20 protein-coding genes are annotated in these 19,448 nt (G+C 74.1%); 12 read left to right on the top strand and 8 right to left on the bottom strand.

Annotated elements, in window-relative coordinates; genetic code table 11:
* Position 1: 1 nt before the first annotated feature.
* Positions 2-2,128, top strand: a complete 2,127-nt coding sequence (locus tag QRN56_RS07905; protein ID WP_285102266.1) for an iron ABC transporter permease — start codon at positions 2-4, stop codon at positions 2,126-2,128.
* Between the two features lie 10 nt (positions 2,129-2,138).
* On the opposite strand, the gene QRN56_RS07900 is transcribed toward QRN56_RS07905, so the two are convergent.
* Positions 2,139-2,972, bottom strand: a complete 834-nt coding sequence (locus QRN56_RS07900) for a class I SAM-dependent methyltransferase (protein ID WP_285102265.1) — start codon at positions 2,970-2,972, stop codon at positions 2,139-2,141.
* A gap of 167 nt (positions 2,973-3,139) precedes the next feature.
* Here QRN56_RS07900 and QRN56_RS07895 point away from each other — a divergent pair, with 167 nt between their 5' ends.
* Complete coding sequence (locus QRN56_RS07895; RefSeq protein WP_285102263.1) at positions 3,140-4,021, top strand: LLM class F420-dependent oxidoreductase; 882 nt, start codon at positions 3,140-3,142, stop codon at positions 4,019-4,021.
* Between the two features lie 35 nt (positions 4,022-4,056).
* On the opposite strand, the gene QRN56_RS07890 is transcribed toward QRN56_RS07895, so the two are convergent.
* Together QRN56_RS07890 and QRN56_RS07885 are read right to left on the bottom strand one after the other, a co-directional pair.
* Entirely contained in the window at positions 4,057-4,728 is a 672-nt protein-coding gene (locus tag QRN56_RS07890; protein ID WP_285102261.1) for a GAF and ANTAR domain-containing protein, read from the bottom strand.
* A gap of 79 nt (positions 4,729-4,807) precedes the next feature.
* Entirely contained in the window at positions 4,808-5,665 is an 858-nt protein-coding gene (locus QRN56_RS07885; protein WP_285102260.1) for a UbiA family prenyltransferase, read from the bottom strand.
* A 67-nt stretch (positions 5,666-5,732) separates the two neighbouring features.
* On the opposite strand from QRN56_RS07885, the gene QRN56_RS07880 reads away from it, so the two are divergent.
* From QRN56_RS07880 to QRN56_RS07840, 9 genes are all read left to right on the top strand, one after another.
* A complete protein-coding gene (locus QRN56_RS07880) occupies positions 5,733-6,818 on the top strand; it encodes a type III polyketide synthase (protein WP_285102259.1) in 1,086 nt (361 codons plus the stop codon).
* 1 nt (position 6,819) lies between these two features.
* The gene (locus tag QRN56_RS07875) at positions 6,820-7,347 is read left to right on the top strand and encodes an isoprenylcysteine carboxyl methyltransferase family protein (protein ID WP_285102258.1); all 528 of its coding nucleotides are present in this window, start codon (positions 6,820-6,822) and stop codon (positions 7,345-7,347) included.
* Between the two features lie 5 nt (positions 7,348-7,352).
* The gene (locus QRN56_RS07870) at positions 7,353-8,504 is read left to right on the top strand and encodes an NAD(P)/FAD-dependent oxidoreductase (RefSeq protein WP_285102257.1); all 1,152 of its coding nucleotides are present in this window, start codon (positions 7,353-7,355) and stop codon (positions 8,502-8,504) included.
* Between the two features lie 118 nt (positions 8,505-8,622).
* Positions 8,623-9,648 (top strand): fatty acid desaturase family protein, encoded by a 1,026-nt coding sequence (locus tag QRN56_RS07865; RefSeq protein ID WP_285102256.1) that lies wholly within the window; start codon positions 8,623-8,625, stop codon positions 9,646-9,648.
* A gap of 103 nt (positions 9,649-9,751) precedes the next feature.
* The gene (locus QRN56_RS07860) at positions 9,752-10,120 is read left to right on the top strand and encodes a LapA family protein (protein WP_285102255.1); all 369 of its coding nucleotides are present in this window, start codon (positions 9,752-9,754) and stop codon (positions 10,118-10,120) included.
* Between the two features lie 130 nt (positions 10,121-10,250).
* Positions 10,251-10,784 carry a toxin-antitoxin system HicB family antitoxin gene (locus tag QRN56_RS07855; RefSeq protein ID WP_285102254.1) on the top strand — a complete coding sequence of 178 codons (534 nt, stop codon included), beginning with the start codon at positions 10,251-10,253 and terminating at the stop codon, positions 10,782-10,784.
* A 105-nt stretch (positions 10,785-10,889) separates the two neighbouring features.
* Positions 10,890-11,729: a DUF4097 family beta strand repeat-containing protein gene (locus tag QRN56_RS07850; protein ID WP_285102253.1), complete on the top strand. Its 840-nt coding sequence runs from the start codon at positions 10,890-10,892 to the stop codon at positions 11,727-11,729.
* Positions 11,730-11,764: 35 nt separating this feature from the next.
* A complete protein-coding gene (locus QRN56_RS07845) occupies positions 11,765-12,607 on the top strand; it encodes an ABC transporter ATP-binding protein (RefSeq protein WP_285102252.1) in 843 nt (280 codons plus the stop codon).
* Positions 12,604-13,368 (top strand): ABC transporter permease, encoded by a 765-nt coding sequence (locus QRN56_RS07840; RefSeq protein ID WP_285102250.1) that lies wholly within the window; start codon positions 12,604-12,606, stop codon positions 13,366-13,368. The genes QRN56_RS07845 and QRN56_RS07840 overlap by 4 nt, the downstream gene beginning before the upstream one ends.
* 100 nt (positions 13,369-13,468) lie before the next feature.
* Here QRN56_RS07840 and QRN56_RS07835 read toward each other — a convergent pair whose 3' ends face one another.
* Together QRN56_RS07835 and QRN56_RS07830 are read right to left on the bottom strand one after the other, a co-directional pair.
* Positions 13,469-14,188: an ABC transporter permease gene (locus QRN56_RS07835; protein WP_285102249.1), complete on the bottom strand. Its 720-nt coding sequence runs from the start codon at positions 14,186-14,188 to the stop codon at positions 13,469-13,471.
* 35 nt (positions 14,189-14,223) lie between these two features.
* Entirely contained in the window at positions 14,224-15,120 is an 897-nt protein-coding gene (locus QRN56_RS07830; protein WP_285102247.1) for an ABC transporter ATP-binding protein, read from the bottom strand.
* A 162-nt stretch (positions 15,121-15,282) separates the two neighbouring features.
* Here QRN56_RS07830 and QRN56_RS07825 point away from each other — a divergent pair, with 162 nt between their 5' ends.
* Positions 15,283-16,461: a sensor histidine kinase gene (locus QRN56_RS07825; protein ID WP_285102245.1), complete on the top strand. Its 1,179-nt coding sequence runs from the start codon at positions 15,283-15,285 to the stop codon at positions 16,459-16,461.
* Here QRN56_RS07825 and QRN56_RS07820 read toward each other — a convergent pair.
* From QRN56_RS07820 to QRN56_RS07810, 3 genes are read right to left on the bottom strand one after another with little or no spacing between them, the layout of a single operon-like run.
* Complete coding sequence (locus QRN56_RS07820) at positions 16,445-17,617, bottom strand: SGNH/GDSL hydrolase family protein (RefSeq protein WP_285102243.1); 1,173 nt, start codon at positions 17,615-17,617, stop codon at positions 16,445-16,447. The genes QRN56_RS07825 and QRN56_RS07820 overlap by 17 nt on opposite strands.
* 14 nt (positions 17,618-17,631) lie before the next feature.
* A complete protein-coding gene (locus QRN56_RS07815) occupies positions 17,632-18,201 on the bottom strand; it encodes a TetR/AcrR family transcriptional regulator (protein ID WP_285102242.1) in 570 nt (189 codons plus the stop codon).
* Positions 18,202-18,231: 30 nt separating this feature from the next.
* A complete protein-coding gene (locus QRN56_RS07810) occupies positions 18,232-19,275 on the bottom strand; it encodes a DUF418 domain-containing protein (protein WP_285102241.1) in 1,044 nt (347 codons plus the stop codon).
* Between the last annotated feature and the right edge of the window lie 173 nt (positions 19,276-19,448).

The following is a 19,448-nucleotide window of genomic DNA, read 5'->3' as shown; positions in this document are numbered from 1 at the left end:
CATGACCGCCACGCAGTCGCCGTCCGCGACGGACACCCTGCCCCAGGCCCCCGCCTCCCGCCCCGTCACCTGGGCGACGGGTGGGGCCGCCCTGGTGGTGCTCGCGCTGGCCGTGCTCGTCGTCGGTGCCTGGCACCTGACGCAGGGCACGTCCGGCGTGGGCACGGGCGACCTGCTGCGCCTGCTCACCGGGCAGGACGCCGGCGACGCGTCGGCGGTCCGCGACATCCTCGTCGGGTCACGCCTGCCGCGCCTCGCGGCCGGCGTGGCCGTCGGGTTCGCCCTCGGCGTGGCCGGGGCGCTCTTCCAGTCGATCGCCCGCAACGCGCTCGCCTCGCCCGACACGCTCGCCGTGACGGCCGGCTCCTACCTCGCGGTCGTCGTCGTGGCCGCCTTCGGCCTCGCCGTGCCGCTGTGGGCCTCGGGCGCCGTCGCCTTCGCCGGCGGCATCGCCGCCGCGGCGCTCGTGCTCGGGCTGGCCGGTGGCGCCGGGTCGTCGTCCACCCGCCTGGTGCTCGCCGGCTCCGCCGTCGCGCTGGCCCTGCAGGCCGCGGCCTCCGCACTGCTCATCCTGTTCCAGACGGAGACCACCGGACTGTTCGCCTGGGGCAGCGGCTCCCTGAGCCAGCTCAACCTCACGGCGTTCTGGCGGGCGCTGCCCGTCGTCCTGCTGGCCACCCTCGGCGGCCTCCTCGTCTCCCGGCGCCTCGACGTGCTCGGCCTCGGCGACGACACCGCCGGGGCGCTCGGCGTCCCCGTCCGCTCGACCCGCGCCATCGGCGTGCTGCTCGCGGTGCTGCTCACCGCCGCGGCCGTGACCCTGGCGGGCCCCCTCGGGTTCGTCGGCCTCGCCGCCCCCGTCGTCGCCCGGCTCCTGGCTCGCGTGGTCCCCGCACTCCACCGGCACGCGATCCTGCTGCCCGCCGCCGGCCTGCTCGGCGCGTTCGTCGTGGTGCTCGCCGACGCCGTCGTCCGCGCCGTCCTCGGCGCCGAGGAGGCGCTCGCCGTCCCCACCGGCGTCGCGACCACGATCGCCGGCGCCCTGATCATGGTGGTCCTCGCGCGGCGCCTGCGCGACGCCGGGCCGTCCCGCCGGCCGCCGACCGCCGGGACCGGGCCGCGCAGCACCCGCCGCTTCGTCATCGTGCTCGCCGTGTGCGTCGCCCTCGCGATCGGCGTCACGCTGCTCGGCCTGCTCGCCGGCTCCACCTGGCTGCGCACCGGCGACATCGCCCTCTGGCTCGACGGGCAGGGCCCCGCCGTCGTCCGGTTCGCGCTCGACGAGCGCGCGCCCCGCGTCCTGGCCGCCGTCGTCGCCGGGGCCGCCCTCGCGCTGTCCGGCACGATGGTGCAGGCCACCGCCCGCAACCCGCTGGCCGAGCCCGGCATCCTCGGGATCACCGGCGGGGCAGGCCTCGGCGCCGTCGTGGTCGTCACCGCCGTCGCCGGCACCACCTGGGGCAACGGCGTCGCCGCCAGCAACGGCGCGATGCTCGTCGCCGCCGTCGTCGGCGGACTGCTCGCCTTCGCCGCCGTCTACCTGCTCGCCTGGCGCGGCGGGCTGCACGCCGACCGCCTCGTGCTCATCGGCATCGGCCTGGGCTACCTGACCACCGCGCTGACCACGTTCCTGCTGCTGCGCTCCGACCCCTGGAACACGCCGCGCATCTACACCTGGCTGTCCGGCACCACCTACGGGCGCAGCCTCGAACAGGTCCTGCCCGTGATCGTCACGCTGGCGCTCGCGGCGCCGCTCGCCGTGATCGTCCGGCGCGAGCTGGACCTCCTCGCGCTCGACGACGACACGCCGCGCCTCGTGGGCGTCCGGCTGGAGCGCAGCCGGCTGGTCGTGCTCGCCGTCGCCGCAGTGCTGGCGGCCACGAGCGTGACCGCCGTCGGCGTGGTGGGGTTCGTGGGTCTGGTCGCGCCGCATGCCGCGCGTGCCCTGGTGGGCGGCCGGCACGCGCGGGTGCTGCCGGTCGCGATGCTGCTGGGCGCCGTGCTGCTCGGCCTGGCCGACACCCTGGGCCGGACCGTCATCGCCCCGGCCCAGCTCCCCGCGGGGCTCGCGGTCGCGCTGCTCGGCGCGCCGTACTTCGTCTGGCTCCTGGCGCGCTCGCGGGCGTGACGGCGGGGGGTCACGCCCGCCGCGCGGTGAACAGCAGGTACTCCCAGCCCATCGCGCCGTCGAGACCCTGGAACCGGGCGGCCAGGTCCAGGAGCGTGCCGTCGAGCTCGGCGGTGCGCGCGGCGTCGTCGGCCACGTTGCGGTACACCGCGATGGTGGGGCCGTACACGGCCTTGAAGAACTCGCGGAACTCCGTGCCCGTGGCGAACCGCGTGACGGGCAGCGACCGCACCTCGGCGCGCACGTCGGTGACCCGGTCGCCCAGCAGCGAGCGCACGTGCTCCTCGTCGCCCCACAGCGGCGGCGGCTGCGCTCCGGGCGGAGGAGCGGGGGCGTACGGCTTCATCGCGGCGAACATCTGGCCGATGAACCCGGCCGGCGTCCAGGCGACGAGCCCGATCGTCCCGTCGGGCCGCACCACGCGGACCAGCTCGTCCGCGGCGGTCTGGTGGAACGGGGCGAACATGACGCCCACGCAGGACAGCACGGTGTCGAACGCGCCGTCGTCGTACGGGAGCGCGTGCGCGTCGGCCTCGGCCCACGTGAGCTCGGCGCCCCGGGCCGCGGCGGCGGCGCGCCCGGCGTCGAACAGCTCGGGCGTCAGGTCGGACGCGACGACCTGCGCACCGGCGAGCGCGGCGGGGATCGCGGCGTTGCCCGACCCGGCGCCGACGTCGAGCACCCGGTCGCCCGGCCGCACGCCGGCGGCCTCGACCAGGACGGGGCCCAGCGCGGGGATCACCTCGGTGGCGACCGCCGGGTAGTCGCCGAGCGCCCACAGCGCGCGGTGCTTGGCGCGTACGGCCGTGAGGACCTCGGGCGGGACGCGGTCGGTGTCGGTCATGGGGCTGCTCCTCGGCTCGTGCCGTCGCGTGGCCCCCGCGGTCTCCAGTCAACGCCGGGTCCGGGCGGCGCACCACCACAGGCCCGAAACTCACCCGGTCCGGGCGGGCGATGGCAGATCACGACATGAGCGTCAGAGCATGACAACCGGGTGCTAGGGTCGGAGGCATGGATCTTGGGCTGCACTACTTCACGTTCACCCACCCGGAGTGGGAGACCACTCTGGCCGACCGCCTCACCGAGACCGCGCAGATCGCCGACGAGGGCGGCGTGAACCTCTTCACGGTCATGGACCACTGGTTCCAGATGCTCCACGCGGGCGGGCCGTACGAGCCGATGCTGGAGGGTTACACCTCGCTGGGCTACCTCGCCGGCGTGACGAAGAACGTCCGGCTGAGCCTGCTGGTCACGGGCGTCACCTACCGGCGTCCGGGCCTCCTGGCCAAGACGGTCTCCACGCTGGACGTGCTCTCGCGCGGTCGCGCCATGCTGGGCATCGGCGCGGCCTGGTACGACCGGGAGCACGCGGGTCTCGGCGTGCCGTTCCCGCCGACGGCGGAGCGGTTCGAGCGGCTGGAGGAGACGATCCAGATCTGCCGCCAGATGTGGTCGGACAACGACGGCGCGTTCGAGGGCAAGCACTACCAGCTCGCCGAGACGATCAACCTGCCGCAGCCGCCGCGCGGCACCGTCCCGGTGATGATCGGCGGGGGCGGCGAGCAGAAGACGCTGCGGCTGGTGGCCCAGTACGGGCAGGCGTGCAACCTGTTCGGCGGGCCCGGCGACGAGGCGCTGGCGACGGTCGCGCACAAGCTGGACGTGCTGCGCGGGCACTGCGAGCGCCTCGGCACCGACTACGACGCGATCGAGAAGACGATGCTCTACCAGGGTGACGCGACCGGTGACACGGACGCGTTCCTGAAGGACATGGAGCGGTACCGGGCGCTGGGCGTCTCGCTCGTGGGCCTGATGCCGACGCCGTACGAGAACCCGGTCCCGTGGGCGACCGCGCTGGCCGAGAAGGTCGTGCCCCGGCTGAACGAGGTCTGACCGGTCCGGAGCGGCCCGGCGCCTGGGGGGTCCGCTCAGGCGCCGGGGTGCTCGTCGGGCGAGGGCTCGTCGGTGACCACCAGGGCGCGCAGGATGGTCTCGGCCACGTCCCGCTGCGTGACGTTGCGGTGCTTGGAGGCTGACTCGATGATCCGTCTCGCCTCGCTCTCGCTGGTGTCGTTCGAGTGCATGATCGCCCCGACGGCGCGCTCGACCGCGGCGGTGTCGGACAGCTCGCGGTACAGGCCCGCGGTGGCGTCCTCGAGCTCGGCCAGCTCCAGGTGCAGGGCGACCATGGCTGAGGCGAGCTGTGCGTAGCCGTCCGCCGCGGTGAGGAGCTCGTTGGTCCAGGGATCCGGTGCGCGGGAGTACAGGTTGAGCGCGACGGCGACGTCGTCGTTGACGAAGGCGGGGACCGCGAGCGCGGAGACGAAGCCCTCGCGCAGGGTCTGGGCGCGCCAGGCATCCCAGCCGGCCGTCTCGGCGACGACCGGTACGACCTGGATCGTTCCCAGGTTGATGGAGTCGATGCAGGGTCCGGTCTCGGCCCGGGCCTCTGCCTGGTCGCACCGGCCGGCAGCGGCGGAGCTGCTGCCCGCGGCGACCGACACGCCGTGCTCACGGAAGATGATGCTGGCCTCGAGGCCGGAGCCGAGCACGGTGGCGGCCCGGCGCGCGAGGTCGTGGGGGGACGTCGAGATTCTCATCGCACGAGACCTTCTCCCGAGTCAGGGCATTGATTCGCCGGGTTCTCCACCCTACGCGCCGAGGGCGGGCCGACCGGGTTCAGGGCACCACGGCGATGTCCGGGGCGGCCAGTGCCAGCAGCACCACGCACACGACGGCGACGCACAGGCTCAGCGCGAACGGTGCGCGGCTGCGGGGCCGGGTCACGGCCACGGCTCCTGCGGCCAGGGCCAGGACGACGGCGACCACGCCGCCGGCCCAGGCCGCGGGTGCCGGGGGCCCGGCCGGCCCGACGACCACGACGGCGACCGCCGCGGTCAGGAGGGCGGGGGCGAGCACGCCGGACGCCCGGCGGCCGAGCCGGTGGGGCAGGCCGCGCACGCCGGTGGCGGCGTCGTCCTCCAGGTCGGGCAGGGTGTTGGCGACGTGCGCGCCCACGCCGAGCAGCGCGGCGGCGAGCACCGCCCAGGCGGCGGGGACGCGCGGGCCGGGCGCGGCGAGCACGACGAAGACCGCCAGCAGGCCGAACGAGAGCGCGTAGGGCAGCCAGGACCAGGCGGTCGACTTGAGCCGGGCGTTGTAGGCCCACGCCCCGGCGACAGCCACCAGGTGCGCGGTCCCGGCGGCGAGGCCCGCCGCCAGCGACGTGACGACGCAGACGGCGAGCGCCGCGAACGCGGCGCCGCGCAGGGTGGCCGCGGTGACGAGCCCTTGCACGACGGGCTTGTCGGCGCGGTGCACGGCCAGGTCGCGGGATGCGTCGATCCAGTCGTTGGACCAGCCGACGGAGAGCTGGCCCGTACCGACGGCCACGGCGACCAGCGCGACGACGCCTGCTCCGGACCCGAGGGCAGCGGCGAGCCCGGCGGCCAGGGCGGTGACCACGGCGGCGGGCGCGGGGTGGCTCGCGAGCACGAGGCCACGGCCGAGGCGGCGGGCATCGGTGCCGGTCATCATGGGCGGCACGGTAGTCCTGGTGGGCGCTCCCCGCGCGGCTGGGCTGGTCCTGGGTCAGGATGCTTAGGTGTCGCGCGTCGTAGCGGTCGAAGCGGTCCTGCCTCGGTACGTCTACGCCCAGGAGGCGATCACCGAGGCCGTGGCGCCCCTGGTGACGCCGGACCCGACGCGGGCCGCGCTGCTGAGGCGTCTGCACGCGAGCGCCGGCGTGCGTAGCCGGCACCTGGTGCTGCCGCTGGAGGAGTACGCGGGCCTGGGGTCGATGGGCGCGACCAACGCGGTGTTCGTCCGGGAGGGCACGCTGCTCGCGGAGCAGGCCTGCCGCCGGGCGCTGGCCGCGGCGGGGGTCGAGCCGGGGGAGGTCGACCACGTGTTCGCCACCTCGGTCACGGGGGTGGCGGCGCCGTCGCTGGACGTGCTCCTGTCCGAGCGGCTCGGCTTGCGTGGGGACGTGCGGCGCACGCCGTCGTTCGGTCTGGGCTGCGCGGGCGGAGCGGGCGGGCTGGCGCGGGTGCACGACCACCTGCTGGGGCGGCCGCGTGACGTGTCGCTCCTGGTCGCGGTCGAGCTGTGCTCCCTGACCCTGCAGCACGGCGACGACTCCGCGGCCAACCTGGTGGCGTCCGGGCTGTTCGGCGACGGCGCGGCGGCGGCCGTCGTCGTGGGCGCGCAGCACCCGCTGGCACGGGCGACGCCGGGCCGACGGCCGACGGCCCGGGTGCTGGACACCCGCTCGCAGCTCTACCCCGGCACCACGGACGCCCTGGGCTGGGAGGTGCGGGACACCGGGTTCGCGATCGTCCTCTCGGCCGACCTGCCCGACCTGCTGGGCGCGCACCTGCTCGCCGACGTGAAGGGGCTGCTGGCCGACCACGGCCTCACACCCGCCCAGGTGCCCACCTGGGTGGTGCACGCGGGCGGGCCGCGCGTGATCGACGCGGTGCGGGACGCCCTCGGGCTGTCCGAGGACGCCGTCCGGGAGAGCCGCGCGAGCCTGGCGGCCGCCGGCAACCTCTCCTCGGTGTCCGTGCTGGACGTCCTGGCCAGGACCCTGGAGAACGCCGAGGCCCCGCCCGGCTCGCCCGCCGTGCTCATGGCGTTCGGCCCCGGGGTGTCGTGCGAGCTGGTGCTGCTGCGGCTGGAGGGGAGCTGAGGTGCTCGGGTTCTACGTCGCGCTCGTGGCGGCGACGGGCGTGGAGCGCCTCGCCGAGCTCGTCGTGTCGGCCCGCAACGCCCGGTGGTCGTTCGAGCGCGGCGGTGTCGAGTCGGGCCGGGGGCACTTCCCGGCGATGGTGGCGCTGCACACCGGGCTGCTGGTGGCGTGCGTGGCGGAGGCGGTGCTCGCCGACCGTCCGTTCCTGCCGTGGCTGGGCTGGCCCATGCTCGTGCTCGTGCTCGCGAGCCAGGCGCTGCGCTGGTGGTGCGTCGCCACGCTGGGGCACCGCTGGAACACCCGCATCATCGTGGTGCCCGGCCTGCCGCTCGTGTCCGGCGGGCCGTACCGGTGGCTGCGCCACCCCAACTACGTGGCCGTGGTGGTCGAGGGGATCGCGCTGCCGCTGGTGCACACCTGCTGGGTCACGGCCCTCACGTTCACCGTGCTGAACGCGGTGCTGCTCGCCCGGTTCCGCATCCCGGCCGAGGAGCGGGCGCTCCGGCAGGCCGTGCCCGGGCCGGGGTGAGCGGCATGGGCCGGGCCGCCGCGGACGTGGACGTCCTGGTGGTGGGTGCCGGGCCGGTGGGCCTGGCCGCGGCCGTGCACGCGCGCGCCGCCGGACTCGACGTGCTGGTCGTGGACCACCGGGCCGGTACCCTCGACAAGGCGTGCGGCGAGGGCCTGCTGCCCGGCGCGCTGCGGGCCGTGCAGGCGCTCGGCGCCGACCCGCCCGGACACGTGCTGACCGGGATCAGCTACCGGGCGCCCGGGCGGCACGCCGACCACGAGTTCACCGCCGGACCCGGGCGGGGCGTGCGGCGCACCACCCTGCACGAGGCCCTGCGGGCGCGCGCCGCTGACGTCGGCGCCCACCGCACGTGCGGGCGGGTCACCGTCCTGCGGCAGGACGCCGCGGGGGTAGAGATCGAGGTGACGCCCGGCCGAGCGGACGACGGCCACCCGGCCCGGGACGCGGCCGACGGCGACGCGGGCACGGCGGGCGCACCGATCACCGTGCGCGGCCGCTGGCTGCTGGGGTGCGACGGCCTGCACTCCGCGGTCCGCCGCCTGGCCGGGCTCGACGTCCGCCCGGGGCCCGGGGCCGGCCGGGGAGCCGGCCGGCCGGCCGGCAGCCGGTACGGCCTGCGCCGGCACTTCGCCGTCACGCCGTGGACCGACCTCGTCGAGGTGCACTGGTCGCCGCACGCCGAGGCCTACGTGACACCGGTCGCCCCCGACCTCGTCGGCGTCGCGCTGCTCGCACCCCGCACCGTGACCGGGGCGGGGTTCGACACGCTGCTGCGCTCGCAGTTCCCGGAGCTCGCCGCCCGGCTCTCCGGCGCGACGGCCACCGGGACCGTGCTCGGCGCGGGCCCGCTGCGGCGCCGGTCGCGGCGGCGCACCGCGGGACGGGTACGGCTGGTGGGGGACGCGTCGGGCTACGTCGACGCCCTGACCGGCGAGGGGGTCCGGGTGGGCCTCGCGCAGGCGGACGCCGCCGTCCGCCACCTGGAGGACGCCGAGGCGTACGAGCGGGCGTGGCGCACGGTGACGCGCGACTACCGCGTGCTCACCACGGGCCTGGTCGCGTGGGCGTCGGGACCCGCACGCGGCGCCGTCGTGCCCGCCGCGGCCCGGCTGCCGTGGCTCTACGGTGCCGTGGTCGACCGGCTGGCCCGCTGAACGAGGTGCGCAGGGGTACCGTGGGAAGGTGGGCGAACGAGGGATCGGCCCGCCCGATCCGAGTGAGCATCCGGTACCGGCCGTCACCGCGGCCCCCCGCCGGCCCGCCAGGCGCGTGGTGCGTGACTACTCGGTCCTGGCGAAGGTGGTGCGGGAGTCGGGCCTGAACCGGCGGCAGTACGGGTACTACTGGACGCGCCTGGTCGCCACCGTCGCCGCCTTCGGGCTGGTCTGGACCGCGATCGTGCTCGTGGGCGACTCGTGGTGGCAGCTCCTGCTCGCCGTGGCGCTCGCCGTCGTGCTGGCCCAGCTCGCGTTCCTCGGCCACGACAGCTCCCACCGCCAGATCTTCCGTTCCCGGGCGTGGAACGACTGGACCGGCCGCGTCCTGGCGAACGCGTTCGTCGGGCTGAGCCACGCGTGGTGGACCACGAAGCACGACGCCCACCACTCCGCCCCGAACCAGGAGGAGAGCGACCCGGACATCTCGCCCGGGGTCATCGCCTTCACGCCGGCGGTCGTGGCGAGCCGCGACGGCTGGCGCCGCTGGTTCGCCCGCCGGCAGGGCTGGTTCTTCTTCCCGCTGCTGACGCTCGAGGGGCTCAACCTGCACGTGGCCAGCGTGCGCACCGTGCTCGGCAAGGCGCCCGTGCTGCACCGCGCGGTAGAGGCTCCCGTGCTGCTGACCCGCCTGGCCCTGAACGTCGCCGTGCTCCTGATCCTGCTGCCGCCCGCGATCGCGGCCGCGTTCCTCGCGGTGCAGCTCGGCCTGTTCGGCGTGCTGCTGGGCGGCGCGTTCGCCCCCAACCACAAGGGGATGCCGATCGTCCCGCCCGGTACCGAGATCGACTTCCTGCGCCGGCAGGTGCTCATGTCACGCAACATCCGGGGCAACGTCGCGGTCGACTTCTTCATGGGCGGCCTCAACCGGCAGATCGAGCACCACCTCTTCCCGAGCATGCCCCGGCCCGCGCTCCGGCGCGTCCAACCCCTGGTGCGCGAGTTCTGCTCGACCCTCGGCGTGACCTACACCGAGGTGGGGTTCTTCCGTTCCTACGGGATCGTCGTCCGCTACCTCAACGACGTCGAGCACCGCGCCCGCGACCCGTTCTCCTGCCCGCTGGCGACCCGGCTCGGGCGCTGAGGCGGCCGCGTCCCGCCCCGGTACGAGGGGCGTAGAGTCGAACGTATCCGGGCGAACGTGCCCCGCTTGAGGTGCGCGGGCCCGGAACCGCAGGGAGGCCGTCATGGCCACCGTCCCCACCCCCACCCCGCCGCTGCCCTCCGCCACGAACGGCAACCCCAACCGATCGGGCCACGACACGCTCGGGTCGAGCCACATCCGACGGACCAGCACCCACTCCGTCAAGGCGTCCCGCAGCCGAGCCGGGTGGCTCTGGGCCGGCAGCTGCCTCGCGGCGCTCGTGCTGGTCGCCCTGATCATCTTCATGCTGCAGAACACCCAGCTCGTGCTGGTCTCGTTCCTGGGCATGCAGGGCACGGTCCCGCTCGCCGTCGCACTGCTCATCACGGGGGTCGGCGTCGGCATCATCGCCCTCGTCATCGGCACCATCCGCAGCGCTCGGCTCCGGCGCCGCATCCAGCGCGGCAACTGAGCGATCCCGGCGCTGCCCCTCGCCTCCGAGGGGGTGCGCGACGGGACGCACACGGCCTGGACACCAGCGTGGTGTCACGAATGACGTCAGAGGCCTTGCGATGGCACCATGATGGTGTCATAGTGGTGCCATGGACCTGAACCGATACGCCGACGAACTGCAGCGCCAGCTCGCGACGGCCGCCGCCGCCGGTGGTGACGACGCCCGCGAGCTCGCCGCCCGCCTGACCGCACCGCTGGACGCCGCCGCGCGCCTCGTCCTGCTCAGCGCGCTCTCGGACGCCGCCGGGGAGATCTCGGCCGAGCTCGCCCCGGGCTCGGTCGACGTGCGGCTGCGCGGCGGCTCCCCGGAGTTCGTGGTCACCGCCCCCGCCACCGCTCCGGCGCCCGCGCCGGATGCGGCCGCGCCGGCATCCACCCAGGCCCCCGCTGCGGCGTCGGTCGCGGTGGAGGGCGAGGCGGGCGCCACCACGCGCACCACCCTGCGTCTGCCCGACCACCTCAAGGCGCAGGCGGAGCTCGCCGCGGCACGCGACGGCGTCTCGGTCAACACCTGGCTCGTGCGGGCCGTGGCCGCCGCCGTCGAGCGGCCGCCCGGTCGCCCGGCCACGCCGACCAGTCCCGAGCAGCGCGCCAACAGCCGCGTCACCGGGTGGGTGCGCTGACCGCACGCGCGACCGCGCGCCGCGGCACCATCCGCCCGCACACGTGACACCACAGCGACACCACAGACATCACCACCACCGTTCACACCGCCTTGGAGCCTTGCCATGCCTACCTTCCCCGCCCCCCACCCGGTCCCCGTCGTCGTGGACGTGCCGTTCGGCAACCTGCACGTCGTCGCCGGCGAGCGGGACGACGTCGTCGTCACGGTGCTGCCCACCGACAAGAAGTCCGGCAGCGTGCGTGCCGCCGAGGAGATCCGCGTCGAGCGGGACGGCGACGCCGTCACGATCACCTACCCGAACTCCTGGAAGCAGTACGTGCTGCCGTTCGCGGCCGGCACCGCCGACATCACCGTCGAGCTGCCCGCGGGCTCCGAGCTGCGCGGCAAGACCGGCTCGCTCTACGCCGAGGGCAGCCTTGCGACCGTCGACCTGACGCTCTCGTCCGGCAACGCCACCCTGGACGACGTCGACCGCCTCACCCTCAAGGTCTCGGCCGGGTCGATGTCGGCCCGCCGGGTCGCCGGACCCGCCGACGTCAAGGTGAGCGCCGGCTCGGTGCGCGTCGACGAGATCGCGGGGGACGCCACGATCCGCGCGAGCAACGGCACCACGACCGTCGGCGCCGTCACCGGCACCCTCCAGGTGCACGGTGCGCACGCCGACATCATGGTCAGCCAGGTGCGCGGCACCCTCACCGTGAAGTCCGCGCACGCGGGCATCCGGGTCAACAACCTGGAGTCCGGCAGCGCCACGCTCACCACGTCCTACGGCACCATCGAGGTCGGCGTGCCCGAGGGTGTGGCCGCCTACCTCGACGTCGCCTCCGAGCACGGCAGCGTCCGTAACCACCTGACCCCCACCGAGGGCCCGGTCGAGAACGAGTCGACCGCCGAGATCCACGCCAGCACCGGCTACGGCGACATCGTCGTCCGCCGCCCCTGACCCCAGAGATTTCCCCCAGCGAAGGAGAACTGGACATGACCACCGACCAGGCCACGGCGCCCGCCATCCGGGTGCACGGCATCGAGAAGGCCTTCAAGGACCTGCACGTGCTGCGCGGCGTCGACTTCGACGTCGCGGCCGGCAGCATCTTCGCCCTGCTCGGCTCCAACGGCGCCGGCAAGACGACGCTCGTGCGGATCCTGTCGACGCTGCTCAAGGCCGACGCGGGCACCGCCACCGTGCACGGCTTCGACGTCGGCACCCAGGCGGGCGACGTGCGTGAGTCGATCAGCCTGACCGGGCAGTTCGCCGCGGTCGACGAGATCCTCTCGGGCCGGGAGAACCTGGTGCTCGTGGCGAAGCTGCGCCACCTGCCCGACCCGGGCGCCGTGGCCGACGGCCTGCTGGCCCGCTTCTCGCTGACCGAGGCGGGCGGCCGCAGGGCCGGCACGTACTCGGGCGGCATGCGTCGCCGGCTCGACATCGCGATGAGCCTGATCGGCAACCCGCCGATCATCTTCCTCGACGAGCCGACCACCGGGCTGGACCCGCAGGCCCGGATCGAGGTGTGGCAGACCGTCAAGGAGCTCGCGAACAACGGCACCACCGTGCTGCTGACCACGCAGTACCTCGACGAGGCCGAGCAGCTCGCCGACCGTATCGCGATCCTGCACAAGGGCACGATCATCCAGAACGGCACCCTGGCCGAGCTCAAGGCGCTCCTGCCGCCGGCCAAGGTCGAGTACGTGGAGAAGCAGCCCTCCCTCGAGGACGTGTTCCTCACCCTCGTCGGCGAGCCCGACCCGGCCGAGCCCGGCACCACCACCTCTGACGACACGACCAGCGGCACCGCCGCGGCAGGAAAGGAAACCCGATGACCTCCCACGTCCTGGGCGACACCGGTGTGCTCACCGGCCGCTCCCTGCGCCACATCCTGCGCAGCCCCGACACCATCATCACCACGGCCGTCACGCCGATCGCGCTGATGCTGCTGTTCGTCTACGTGCTCGGCGGCGCCATCAACACCGGCACCGGTGAGTCGTACGTCAACTACATGCTCCCCGGCATCCTGCTCATCACCATCGCCTCCGGCATCGCGTACACCGCCTACCGGCTGTTCCTCGACATGCAGGGCGGCATCTTCGAACGCTTCCAGTCCATGCCGATCGCGCGCTCCAGCGTGCTGTGGGCGCACGTGCTCACGTCCGTGGTCTCCAACCTGATCTCGGTGGCGATCGTCATCGGCGTCGCGCTGCTCATGGGGTTCCGCACCGGGGCCTCGCTGCTCGACTGGCTCGCCGTGGCCGGCATCCTGGTCCTGTTCACCCTGGCCCTGACCTGGCTCGCGGTGATCGCCGGGCTCTCGGCCAAGACCGTGGACGGCGCGAGCGCGTTCAGCTACCCGCTGATCTTCCTGCCGTTCATCAGCTCGGCGTTCGTGCCCACCGAGACGATGCCCGGCCCGGTCGCCTGGTTCGCGGAGAACCAGCCGGTGACCTCGATCGTGGACACCATCCGGGCCCTGTTCGCCCAGCAGCCCGTCGGCAACGACATCTGGATCGCGCTCGCCTGGCTCGTCGGCATCCTCGTGGTCGCCTACGGCTTCGCGATCGCCGGGTACAAGCGCAAGATCAGCTGACGGCGTCGGCCGGCGAGAAGAGCGCCGCGCCGTCCGCCCCACCCCAGGGAGCGGACGGCGCGGCGCCGTCGTGCCCGTGCGACCGATCCAGCGCCGCGGCTCAGCGCCGCGGCTCCCAGCGGAACATCCGCAGGGCGAGCGTGACCGCCACGACCACCCAGGCGAGCGTGGGCGCGAGCAGCGGCAGCGAGTCGGTGAGCGGCACGCCGCCGTTCCAGGCGTTGACGATCAGCTCGGTGGCCGCCCCGCCGGGCAGCAGCCGCTTGAGCAGCGTGAGGTCCTCCGTGCCGGTGATCCCCACCCAGCTCGTGACGGCCACGACCCCCAGGCTCAGGGGCAGCGAGGTGACCTGGGCGTGCTCGGGGGAGTTCGTGATCCCCGCGGTGGCCAGCCCCAGGGCGAGCATCATGACGAACGTCGCGACGACGGCCACCACCAGGAGCGCCACGTCGGCGGGCCCGTCGCTCAGCCCGGCGAACACCGCGAGGATCAGCCCCACCTGGACCGCGGACAGGACGCTGATCGGCAGCACCAGGCCGGTCAGGATCGACGCGTCGCCGGCGGCGGTGGAGCGCAGGCGCTTGAGGAAGAGGTCCTGGCGGCGGGCGGCCAGGGTGGTCACCGTGGTGGCGTAGAGGCTGAACGCGGCGATGGTGAAGACGATGACGGCGCCGATGTAGCCGAGGCTGCCGATCTGCTCGAACGTCTCCCGGAACCGGATGAAGAAGACGCTGGCGGCCACGGGCATGATGAGGCTGGTGATCAGCACCGCCCGGTTGCGGAGGATCTGGATCAGCTCGCTGCGTGCGATGGAGAGCATGGTGGTGTTTCCGTTTCTCGGGGCTCGGGTCGGGGTCAGGCGAGGACGGGTTCGGCGTCGATGGCGCGGAACACGTCGTCGAGCCGGGTCGGCGCGGCGGACAGGCCGACCAGCTCGACCGAGTGCGCGTGGGCCCAGTCGAGGAGCAGCTTGAGGTCCTTCTGCAGGTCGAACGTCTCGATCTGGTAGGACCCGTCGGCCTGCGGCGCGGCCTGCAGCAGCGGCGCGGGCGCACCCGGCGGGAGCGAGAACTGGATGGCAGCGGGCAGGGTGCGGGTCAGCTCGGCGACGGTGCCCTCGTGGCGGAACGTGCCGTTGTGCATCAGGCCGATGCGGTCGGCGCGCTGCTGCGCCTCCTCCAGGTAGTGGGTCGTGAGGACCACGGTGGACCCGTCCTCGCGGAGCTGCTCGACGGCGTCCCACAGCGCGTCGCGCGACTGGATGTCCAGCCCGGTCGTCGGCTCGTCGAGGAAGACCAGCTCGGGCCGTCCGTACACGGCGGTGGCGAAGTCGAGCCGCCGCTTCTCGCCGCCGGAGAGCTGCGACACCCGGGTGTCGGCCTTGCGGGTGAGGTCGACGACGCGCAGCACGCGCTCCGCCGAGTCGGCGCGGCCGCTGAGCTTCCCGATCAGGCGGACGGACTCGGCGACGGTGAGGTCGGGGGAGAACCCGCTCTCCTGGAGCATGATCCCCATGCGGGGGCGCACCGCGCGCCGGTCGGCGGGGTCCTTGCCGAGCACGCGCACCGTGCCCGACGTCGCCTTGCGGTGGCCCTCGACGACCTCCAGGGTCGAGGTCTTGCCCGCGCCGTTGGTGCCCAGCAGCGCGTACAGCTCGCCCTGCTCCACCTGGAACGAGAGGTCCTTGACCGCGTGGAAGTCACCGTAGGTGACGTTCAGCCGGTCGATGTCGATGGCGGGGGTTGTCGTCATGCCTCCAGCACACCCGCCGCGGCCGTTCCGGACCAGTGTGCTGACGTCAGGTCCGCGGCATGACATCCCGGGGCGGAACGTATGACGCAGCGTCACTGCTGCGCCCGCGCGCGGCGACCATACTGGGAGGGGTCCCCTGCCGATCGACGAGACGACCCACCCATGAACGCTGGATCTGCTCGCCCGGGGCGCGGCCCGTTCCCGGCGGCCCCCTGGTCGCCCGCCGCCACCAGGGTCTCGCGGCGCCGGTTCCGCACGCTCAACCTGTCGATGATGCTGCCGCTGCTCGTCGCCGTCGGCGTGTTCATGCTGGTGCGCCAGGCACAGACGGCGCTCGACGCCGTCGTCCTGGGGCTCGGGATCGTCGCGGTGGTGGTGGCCTTCGAGCGCTGGACGGTCGGCGAGATCAACCGGGTCGCGCTGCCGTGCCTCCTGGTGGCCGCCGCGGTCTGGCCCTACGGGGTGCTGGCGATGGACGGCGACCCGCAGGCGGCGTACTACTCGCTCGCCGTCATCGGCGGCATGAGCGTCGCCCAGCTCCCTCGTCACCGTGCCGCGGCGGCGGTCGGGATCGCCGCCTACGTGGCGGCGGTCGGTGCGCTGGGCCTGGCCCGCACCGCCGACCCCGGGGTGGACGGCCTGCTCGCGAACGTCGTCATCCCGACCGGGGTCACCGTGGTGCTGATCGGCCTGATGTTCCCCAACAAGGGGTTCTACGACGTCATGGCGGAGCTGGAGGAGGCGCGCGAGCGCGACGCGGAGCTCGCGGTGGTACGCGAGCGGATGCGGTTCGCGAGCGACCTGCACGACATCCAGGGCCACACCCTGCACGTGGTCAAGCTGAAGATCGCGCTGGCGAGCAAGCTGCTGCACAGCGACACCGCACGCGTGGAGCAGGAGCTGCGCGAGATGTACACCCTGGTGGGCGACACGATCGCGCAGACCAAGGAGCTGGCCTACGGGCAGCGCAAGCTGAACCTGTCCGCGGAGCTGGAGAACGCGCGCAACCTCATGGAGGCGGCCGGGATGCGCGTGCGCGTGGACCGCCGGGCCGACGCCCACGCGACCGACCTCCTGGCGCAGGTGCTCCGGGAGACGACGACGAACATCCTGCGGCACTCGCGGGCCACGCTGGTCCGTATCGAGCTCACGGAGCACGGCCTCACCGTGGTCAACGACGGCGTCGCGGACGACACCCTCCCGGAGCTGCGCGGGCTCGCCACCCTCCGGCGCCGGGTGGCGGACGACGGCGGCGAGCTCACTGTGCGGATCGAGGACGGCCGGTTCGTGACGGCCGCCGTCTTCCCCGCCCCGGCGCGGGCCGCTACGCCCGCGCCGTGACGCCGGCGGACCGCCCGAACGGCCCCGTCTCCGCGAACGCGTGGTCGGCGAACCGCTCGCCGATCAGCCCGTGGGTCGCGGTGTCGGGGTGCAGGGCGTCCGGCAGCGGGTGCGCGACGGCGTCGTCCGCCCCGTACAGGGTGGTGCCGTCGAGATAGTGCAGGTTCGGGTCGTCCGCGCGGCGCTCGACCACCGAGGCCAGCGCGTCGCGGATGACCCGCAGGGTGAGCTTGCCCTGCTGCTGCTCCTCGCTGCGGCCCGTGGCGACGAAGCGCACGTGGTCGGTGCCGAGGGTGTCCGGGTCGACGGCTCCCGGGCCGGGGGTGTCCTCGTGGATGCCGCAGAAGATGGGCGAGACCAGCAGGAGCGGCGTGGTCGGGTGCCCGTCCCGGATCGTGTCCAGGAACCCGTGCACGGCCGGGACGAAGGTCCGCAGCCGCATCCCGTCGAGGTTGACGACGTTGATGCCGAGCTTGACGCTGATCAGGTCCGCGGGTGCGTCCCGGATCGTGCGCGCGACGAACGGGTCCACGAGTGCGTTGCCGCCGAACCCGAGGTTGCGCAGCTCGACGTCCCCGCGGCGCGCGGCAACGGCGGGCCAGACCTGGGTCGGCGTGCTCGCGTTGGAGCCGTGGCTGATCGAGCTGCCGTGGTGCAGCCACACGCGGCGGTCCGGCTCCACCGGGGCGACCGGCTCGTCGGTGCGCAGCCCGATCAGCTCGACCGACTCGTTGTGCGGCAGCCAGATCTCGACGAGCTTGTCGCCGGCGGGCAGGTCGTCGAACGTCGTGGTGTGCGAGGGGCCGGGCCGGAACTCGGTGGCGCCGGTCTGCAGGTCGGCGAGGATCACGTCGCCGTCGTCGAGCGGGCTGCTCGCGACGGGCGCGCCGTCGACCACCAGGTCGACGCTGCCGCGCGGGCGGTCCGCGCCGCGGTAGGCGAGCCGCGAGGGGTGGGTCTCGAGCGCGACGGTGCGCGCCGTCGTCGTGAAGACCACGCGGACGCCGGAGGGCTGGGCCTCCATCATCAGCAGGTGCGGGTCGGGGAACTGCGTGCGCGCCCACTGCGGGAGACGGTGCGGGCGCAGGCCCCGGGCCGTGGTCTCGACCTCGGCCGCGCCGTGCACGAGGGACGGGGTGAGGGGTGTGCTGAACATGGGGTGCTCCTCGTTCATTCGGTGGGCCAGGCCCGTAGGAGGGTGTCGAGCGCGACGACCGACCGGCGCCACGACACGTCGGGGTCGGGCTCGCTGTGGTCGAAGCTGCCGATGCGCTCAAGCGCCAGGTAGCCGTTGATCGTGCTGCCGAGCAGCCGGGTCACGTGCACGCGCTCGCCCGGCGGGATGTCGTAGCCGCGCAGCACGGCGTCGGTGAGGGCGACGATCGACCGGGCGGCGTCGGAGGCGACCACCGTGGGACCCGCCCGGCGCTGCAGTGCCTGCCACCGGCCCGGCGACTGCCGGGCGAACGCGCGGTGCGCCTCGGCCAGGCCCTCGAGCGCGGGCAGCCCGGAACGGCCCGCGACCGCCTCGGCGACCCGGGCGGTCAGGTCCGCCAGGGCGACGGCGCTGACGCCGTCCAGGAGGGCCGCATGGTCCCGGACGTGCGAGTACAGGCTGGGCGTGCGGACGCCGAGGCGGCGGGCGACCGCCGAGAGCGTGACTGCCTCCAGCCCGCTCTCGTCGGCCAGCGCCGCCGCCTCGGCGATCACCGAGGCGGACGTCAGGGGTGCGCGGGTCATGGACCCAGCCTACACCCTATAGGTTGTGGCCTACTGGCTTTCGGTCGCGGCGATCCGGCGCCGCATGCTCGCCGGGCGGAGCCAGGTCGCGGTGCGCCACAGCCACTCCACGGGGCCGTAGACGAAGTGCCGGAGCCAGAGCCAGCTGAGCACGGCCTGCACCACGGTCAGCACCAGGGCCAGGACCACCACGGGCGCCGCGCTGGTCATGTGGCCGAAGTCCACGACCAGCGCGATCAGCGCCACCACGATCGCCGCGCCCACGTAGTTGGTCAGCGCCATGTGGCCCAGCGGCTCGAAGAAGGCGGTGATCGCGCGGCGCGCCCGGGTGCGCCACAGCAGCGCCAGACCCGTGGTGTAGAGCACGGCCATGACCAGGCCGGCGACGGACCCCGCCGTCGAGAACCGCGGGTCGCCACCGGACGTCGTCAGCTGCCAGAACAGGGCCGGACCGGTCAGCACGGCGGCGCTAGCGAACACGATCGCGACCGCCCGGCCCGAGGACTCCAGCGCGCGCGGCAGGCCGTAGGCCGCCGCCCCCGCGCCGAGCAGGATGAGCCCCGGCACGGACGCCAGGCCGCCGCCGAACACCGCGTAGGCCACGATCGTGAGGGCGGCTCCACCGGCCAGCGTCACCCAGCGCGGGGTGAGCGCGACGACGGGCAGCATCAGCAGGCCCACGATGCCGTACTCCACCAGGACGTTGCCGGGGTAGACGAACATCAGCAGCCCGCCGATGATCGCGAGCCCCACGAGCCGGCGCACCGTCACCAGCCACGGGCGCGGTGCGCGGGCGCGGGCGCCGTCGAGCACGATCCAGAGGCTGATGCCGAACAGGAAGACGAAGATGGGCACGAACCGGGTCTGCACCGTGAGGTAGAGCGCGTCGAGCACCGGGTCCTGGACCGGGGCGCCGCCCTCCATCACGCGGGCCATGCCGAGCCAGGTGATGTCCACCGCGTTGACCAGCAGGATCCCGAGCACGGCGAAGCCGCGTAGCGAGTCGATGAACCGCCAGCGCTGGCGGGTGCCGGTCGTGGGACGGGTCGCGAGGGCGGTGCCGGGAGCGTTCATGACGGCCATCCAAACAAGCGGGGAAGGGCGGCGTCGTCCGCCCCGGAGACGATGTTCGACGCCGAGCACTCGGGGTGAACCCTGGTTGCGGGCACGGTCCTGACTGGGAGTGCCCGGGGCGGCACGGTTGGCCGGCTTCGTTCGCCTCGAGATCATCTGGCCCGTTTAGACCC

The organism is Promicromonospora sp. MEB111 (genome assembly GCF_030209445.1).
Taxonomy (GTDB): Bacteria; Actinomycetota; Actinomycetes; order Actinomycetales; family Cellulomonadaceae; genus Promicromonospora.
Note: the sequence above shows the minus strand (reverse complement) of the source record. Positions and strands in the feature narration are given on the sequence as shown.